Annotated in this window: 9 protein-coding genes and 1 pseudogene; 2 read left to right on the forward strand and 8 right to left on the reverse strand. The window is 59.0% G+C overall.

Features of this window, described 5'->3' with window-relative positions; translation table 11 throughout:
* Positions 1-12: 12 nt before the first annotated feature.
* The 7 genes from O9Y01_RS15620 to O9Y01_RS15650 form a co-directional block, all read right to left on the reverse strand.
* Positions 13-300, reverse strand: a complete 288-nt coding sequence (locus O9Y01_RS15620; protein WP_269632534.1) for a hypothetical protein — start codon at positions 298-300, stop codon at positions 13-15.
* A 104-nt stretch (positions 301-404) separates the two neighbouring features.
* Entirely contained in the window at positions 405-635 is a 231-nt protein-coding gene (locus O9Y01_RS15625) for a ParB/RepB/Spo0J family partition protein (protein WP_269632535.1), read from the reverse strand.
* A gap of 101 nt (positions 636-736) precedes the next feature.
* On the reverse strand, positions 737-1,006 hold the full coding sequence (locus O9Y01_RS15630; RefSeq protein WP_269632536.1) for a hypothetical protein: 270 nt from the start codon (positions 1,004-1,006) through the stop codon (positions 737-739).
* Positions 1,007-1,014: 8 nt separating this feature from the next.
* Positions 1,015-1,743, reverse strand: coding sequence for an RHS repeat-associated core domain-containing protein (locus tag O9Y01_RS15635; RefSeq protein ID WP_269632537.1), 729 nt, complete (start codon positions 1,741-1,743; stop codon positions 1,015-1,017).
* 156 nt (positions 1,744-1,899) lie between these two features.
* Positions 1,900-2,211: a hypothetical protein gene (locus tag O9Y01_RS15640; RefSeq protein ID WP_269632538.1), complete on the reverse strand. Its 312-nt coding sequence runs from the start codon at positions 2,209-2,211 to the stop codon at positions 1,900-1,902.
* 2 nt (positions 2,212-2,213) lie between these two features.
* Positions 2,214-3,839, reverse strand: a complete 1,626-nt coding sequence (locus tag O9Y01_RS15645; RefSeq protein WP_269632539.1) for an RHS repeat domain-containing protein — start codon at positions 3,837-3,839, stop codon at positions 2,214-2,216.
* Positions 3,840-4,045: 206 nt separating this feature from the next.
* Complete coding sequence (locus O9Y01_RS15650; protein ID WP_269632540.1) at positions 4,046-4,441, reverse strand: hypothetical protein; 396 nt, start codon at positions 4,439-4,441, stop codon at positions 4,046-4,048.
* Between the two features lie 12 nt (positions 4,442-4,453).
* Between O9Y01_RS15650 and O9Y01_RS15655 the strand changes: the two genes are divergently transcribed.
* Positions 4,454-5,254 carry an alpha/beta fold hydrolase gene (locus O9Y01_RS15655; protein WP_269632541.1) on the forward strand — a complete coding sequence of 267 codons (801 nt, stop codon included), beginning with the start codon at positions 4,454-4,456 and terminating at the stop codon, positions 5,252-5,254.
* On the opposite strand, the gene O9Y01_RS23185 is transcribed toward O9Y01_RS15655, so the two are convergent.
* Entirely contained in the window at positions 5,197-5,550 is a 354-nt protein-coding gene (locus O9Y01_RS23185) for an NIF family HAD-type phosphatase (RefSeq protein WP_442952762.1), read from the reverse strand. The genes O9Y01_RS15655 and O9Y01_RS23185 overlap by 58 nt on opposite strands.
* A gap of 207 nt (positions 5,551-5,757) precedes the next feature.
* Here O9Y01_RS23185 and O9Y01_RS15660 point away from each other — a divergent pair.
* Positions 5,758-5,985: pseudogene (locus O9Y01_RS15660) on the forward strand (integrase); the annotation flags it as partial.
* Between the last annotated feature and the right edge of the window lie 121 nt (positions 5,986-6,106).

Genomic DNA, 6,106 nt, shown 5'->3' on the forward strand with positions numbered 1-6,106 from the left:
GACATCAAGTCATTAGTCCGGAACGTACTGATACGCGAGTTGTTTGCAGACGTAGAGCGCGATCAGCCTGGCGGATTTGATCTCCTCGAAGTGCTCCAAGAAGGTCGGCAGCTCCATTGACAGGAAGTAGTCGATATCCCAACGCTGTTCACTCGCTTCGTCCAACGGCAGGTTGTGGACCAAGTTCAAGATCCGTCCCGCGCTAACGAAGTCGCCGTCCTTGATCTGATCGATCGCCTCCGCAGCACAACGCTCAACGATCTTCCTTGTGCTTGAGACCGCTATCGAATCGAGATCCACCAGGACCTTCTGGAGGCATGGCAGAACGTGCTCGTTTGTGCGCCCACCCAGCAGGATGTTCCTGCAGGAGATCAAGCCTTCGGCAATCGGCTGTCTTGTGGTCATCAGTACCCCCCGGGTGTAAAGGTCAAGTCATCAGGCGTCTTGTAAGCACCGAAGGGCAGTTCAACCCTCTTGATCGGAACTTCCGCAACACCTGCACGTGGTGCCGCGAGTGCCCGATGGTGACCATCGAGGATGTACAACTTGCCCTGATGCTCAGTCACGGTGAGCGGCTCTTTGATCCCTTCTGCGCGGATGTTTTTGACGAGCCTATCGAGCTGCTTGTTGCTCATCGTCTTGCCGTGCGTGGCGATCAGTTCTCCAACCCTGACTGTCTCCGCTGCCCCCTTTGCGGCGAGGGTTAGAACTGATCGAACACCTCATTCATCGGTCGCTAGTTCCCGTCTGGTGTCAATCGGACCCCATCTCGGGTCGCATAGCAGTCAACGAAGCCAGAGATTTCCCCCGGAGCGTATATCGTTAGAAACGCATCGTTCGGCGCAATGGTGAAAGACGTGTTGTCTGTCATGTCGTCAAAGACGGCATGAATCTCTATGTGCTCGCCAGGCTGAACAATGAAGTATTCAGACAGTGGCTCCAAGAGCACCTTGAGGGGCGTGGAACTTTCGTTCTGCAGGGGCAATTTCGCAATCATGTCGGCCATGCCAACTCCTATTTCCAAAGCTTGAGGATCTGCTCCATGTACGCCGCACGCTCAGGAGCAACGGCCCCACCTCGGCCTGCGGCCGCAGCTTCTCGATAGAGATTCCGTGTAGCCTCGACTTCTGCCCTGGTCACACTTCCTTGGATCCGCGCCATGGCCGAAGCGTCGAGGGCTTCCATAGCGGTCTTCACTCCTGCCTCGCCATTCCCCCAGCCGTAAATCTTCTTCAGTTCAGGGGCCGTGCGTGCCGCAAATACCTCGGCCTTCGCAAGCTCGCGCGCGCCCTTTGCGGCAGGCACGAAAGCCATAGCAAGCACGAACCCATCGCCTTTACTCGCATGTCCCTCTAAAACGTTGGCCAAGGAGTCAAAGGTGCCCATTGTTCCCTCCCAAGCCATTGAGGGCAGCATCAGGGCAGGCAGGAACAACTTCGCAGTATCAGGGAAACTCGGGAAATCGGCGGCCAAAGCTCGGCCTTCACTGGCCGCAGCACGGAACACCGACCTAGAGGCTCCAGTTGTCGATGTCCCCAATGCGCGGGCATCAGAAGTCCCCCGCATCCTGACACAAGCTTCGGAACATTCAGCGGGCTCACGCCCGTCCGGATCAATCTTGGCGTACGGGTTGTTGTCAACGTAGGTATAGAGCCCGAAGCCCTTGCCCGTATTGGCGTCGGTAACGATAGGATCGACGCTGAGGAATCTGCCGGCGATGGGATCGTAATACCGCTGCTGCATGTACTACGTTGGCCCCGGCGCAGTTTCGTCGTACAGACGAGCTTTCTTCCTAGACGCGACGCGGACTTACAGCCGTTTTTGGCCTGGTGAACCTTCTCATTTTTGGCCCGAAGGCCCTAGAGGCGCATTCTGGCAACGATCTCGCGGTATCGCTGTCTACTTCTCCGAATCTGCCGCAACAACTGCTGTTACTAAGCACGTTAGGAGCGCTTGCACACTATTGGCACTTCCTTGAAACAGGGGGGACTCCCAATCGCCGCCCCTGATAACGGTCACAACAAACTCCCCAGAGGGAGAAAATTCCGGATACCATCCGATATCTAATAAAACGTCCGATGAGTATTTTACTTGAGCTAGATCTTCTTTGAGATATTCTGCCTGCGCGGCCATGTCCTGTCGTAAATCCAAAAAGTCCAAATCCCAGTAATCAATTATCCCAGAGCGCCAATCAATTTCAGTGGGTTTCATGCTCACTCCTTAGTCAATTTTTTAAACTCCGCCTCCGAAATTGGGTGCCCGTGAATGGTTCCTCCAGATTCCTCAACTCTAATCCAGCGGCTTGGCTTTCCATTACTGGCGCCAATTTCTTCACCGAAAGCCATTACCTTCCATGTCCGCCCGTTTGTAGCTTGGGTTCCGTGCTCCCAAACATAACGCTCTAGCGACTCTACATTGGTGCCGTGAAGGTATTTTGCAGGTCCAGAAATGGTGCTTTCCACTACTTTGCTCCATGGCATCCTGGATCCCGCCACATGCTTCCCACCATGAGCAGTCCAGTCTACCGCTCGAGCCGCTGCGCTTAACTCCCTGGCAACTGGGCTTAATATTTTTCCGAACGGAAGGACCCCAGCGAGCTCAACTCCGGCCGAGACAGCATCCCCACGACCCGCGCTCGAACCCTTGTCGGCGATTTGGCTGACACCTTCAGCTCCGAGATACTTCCAGGCGACTCCAGCAAAAGCCCATCCGAAGGTCGCGCCGCCATTCCCTGCCGCGGCAGACTCGGTAGCATTCCGATCAATCATCTCGCCGACCGACTCGCGACCGTCCGGGTCTACCTTGGCGTAGGGATTGTTCTCGACATAGGTGTACAGCCCGAATCCCTTGCCTGTATTCGCATCCGTAACGATGGGATCAACGCTGAGGAATCTGCCGACGATGGGATCGTAATACCGCTGCTGCATGTACACGAGCTCCGTCTCCGCATCCTGCACATGCCCCGTGTAGCCCATCAGGCTGGTCGCCGGCCCGGGCTTGGTGCCGGCCGCCACATAGCCGTAGGGCTCGTAGCGCGTGCGGTTCAGCAACGTGCCCGTGGGCCCGGTATGGGCTACCGGGCTGCCCAGGGCGTCGGTGTGCACGTACTGCGTGCCGCTGGCGCTGTTGACCTCGGCAATCGCCTTGCCGGCCAGGTAGACGTAGGCCGTAGTGCTGGCCGGGCGTGAGCCGCCGCTGCTGGTGCTCCACAGCAGCTGGCCGGCCTGGCTGTAGAGCGAGAGGCGCGTGCTGCCGTCGCCCCCGCCGCTGACCTGGATGCGCCGGCCCAGGCCGTCGTACACATAGCTCCCGCCAGGCACCGCGGACTGCAGGCGGTTGCCCTGGTCGAAGAAGTACTGCTGGGCGCCCTTGCGCTTGATGTTCCCGTACGGGTCGTAGTCGTAGAGCTGCTGCGTGCCGTTGACGTCCACCCGGTTCAGCCGGTTCGTGCCGTCCAGGTAGTTCAGCGTAACGTTGCGGCTGCCCACATTGGCGGTCTTGAGGTTGTCCGCCGCATCGTAGGTGTAGGCCGCAGTGCCCCAGACACCGGGGGCGCTGACGGTCTTGAGGCGGTCCAGGTCGTCATAGACCATGCTGCGGCTGAAGACGTTCTCCTGCCGGTCACTGATGCTGTTGACGTTGCCGTTGGCGTCGTAGACATAGACGTCATTGAGCACGCCCGCATCTTGCTTGCTTTCCGGAAGACCGCGCAGGTTCAGCCCCTGCGTGTGCTGGATGCCGTTGCCGAAGCGGAAGCTGTTGACCGCCCCGTTGGGATGGAAGCTCAGGCCCGTGGCGAAGCTGCCCACCTGGCTGGGCTCGCCCAGGGCATTGGGCACATAGCTGACACCTGGGCCGCCGGTGGGATAGCTCAGGCTGGCCAGGTGGCACAACCAACGATGACCGCTCGGAGTTTCAGGTGATGCTCACTTCACGCCGGCCGCGCTTCATCTTGAGTGACAAGGTCGAGGACTGCGCCAAGCTCGAGAGCTGGTCGTGCAGCAATTGACGGACTGGCCTGTTTAGCACCTCACGGTTCAAAGGGTCAACGAGAAGCCCCTTCCTGCGTAACGGGCAACCCCGCCGCAAGCTGCGCGGTGACGTTGGCGACAGTGTTTCTCAGGTTCTCACGGTCATAGTCCATCTCGTCTCTATCGTCCAGCGGGGTTCGAAGGACTTCCCGACCATGGCGCATCTTGACGATCAGCCGTGGGCACAACCGGGAGTCCTTGAACTCGATGCTCTGTATCTCGTTCAACGGGATACGGCGCCATCTAGCGAACGACAGCCAGAATGGTGCATACAAGTAGAGCGCACGGTCGCTCAGCACGATGCCGTAGCTAGTTCCTCGGTGGAAAGTCGGGTTGTGCGCCTTCCATTGAGGCGCCTCTCCCACGGCAAGCCGCAGCTTCGTGAATGGGGTGCTGTCGAGGGCGAGCAAAGTTGGCAGCAGATGGGTGAATTCAGCGGAGTCTACGGGTTCGGCGCAAACCCGACCTGGCTGGCTTTTTTACGCGCGCATGACCGTCGATACTGTCCGACCATGACAACGTTAGTTCTTCTTCCAGGCATGGATGGCACGGGCACCCTGTTCGATCCGCTGGCCAATTCGTTGTCAAATGCTGCGGCGCTCAAGGTGGTGGCATACCCGCCAGCGGCGCCAAACGGATATGGCGCACTTCAGACCTTCGCTGAAGCTGCTCTCCCGGCGGATGAGTCCTTCATCTTGCTAGGCGAATCATTCTCCGGACCCATCGCAATCTCCCTTGCAGCAAAGCATCCGAACCGAATCAAAGGTGTTGTGCTTTGCTGCACCTTCGCGCGGAACCCGCACCCCTACCTGGCGCCGCTTAGCTTCGTAGCAGCGTTGGCACCGATCAAGCAGTTGCCCTTAGCCCTCGCCAGTGCGGCTCTATTGGGGCGGTACGCGACGCCGGCGCTGCGAAGCGCATTGGGTGCAGCCCTCGCCATGGCTTCAGGAGCCGCGCTCCGCGCTCGGCTCCAGGCCGTCCTTTCCGTCGATGTCTCGGCAGACCTTGCGAGGGTGACGGCCCCGATCCTCTATCTGCGCGCCAGTGAAGATCGCCTGATACCGAAGCGCGCAAGCAGCCTCATCAAGCATCTTCGGCCCTCAGTCCAGGTAAGAGAGATCGAGGGGCCGCATTGCCTGCTGCAAGCGGCGCCCTCAGCAGCAGCTCAAGCCATCCGGGAATTCATAGGCGTCGTCGAACCTTGGCCTGCGATGTCAACATGACTTCTCAGGCTGCTCACAACACATCGGGCCACCGACCAAGCAAACTTCAATGGATAGCCGTCTTGGAACAACGCTTGCACGACACCTCGCACGTATTCCTCGCTTGACGAAGACCAGACTCCAACGTCAAACCTGGACGCCGTGTATTGGAGAACGCGACGAGCGTGAGGTCTGGCGTAGACATAGTACGGCCCGACTTTGGCGATGTGCTGGACGTCGAGGGCTTCCTCTCGGGCGTGCACCAAAGTTTCGTCCAGATCGGCAACGACCAGCCGCAACGCAGAGGCACCCGACATACCGGTATTTGACGGAGGCAACCTTTCAAGAGCCTAGCCGAAAGCCATCTTTCACGACCGCTCCTCGCAGTGCCCTTGAGTCCGCAGATGCGCCCGTAAGCTGATCCGCTGATCGACCCGAAGACTATCCACAAGCGCGAGGGCAGGTAGCGGATCAATGGCGAGCGCGCACATTCTGTATGGCCCTCAGCTTGATGGGAGACCCTCATGGGAACCACTGGCCGTACTGCTCATCGCGAGCCGTGGAACAAGGGCAAGACTGTCGGCAAGAAGGCACCCTTCAAGCTCAAGGACATGTGGGCGCTGCGCGTGCGGCTCCAGATGGAAGGTCGCAGGCGCGAGCTCGCTCTCTTCAATCTGGGTATCGACAGCAAGCTGCGCGGCTGCGGCCTCGTCGCTCTCAAGGTCCGGGACGCTGGCCATGGCGATCAGATGTAAGCGTCCCGGCAAGTCATGTTGACGCAGACAACGGCGCTCGGCTCGGCGCGATTGCAAGATGCCGTTAGTGCTTGGATGACCTTTTGGGCGCACCTTCAGCGCGCCGCCAGCGAAACCA

The organism is Pelomonas sp. BJYL3, assembly GCF_027257975.1.
GTDB lineage: Bacteria > Pseudomonadota > Gammaproteobacteria > Burkholderiales > Burkholderiaceae_C > Roseateles_B > Roseateles_B flavus.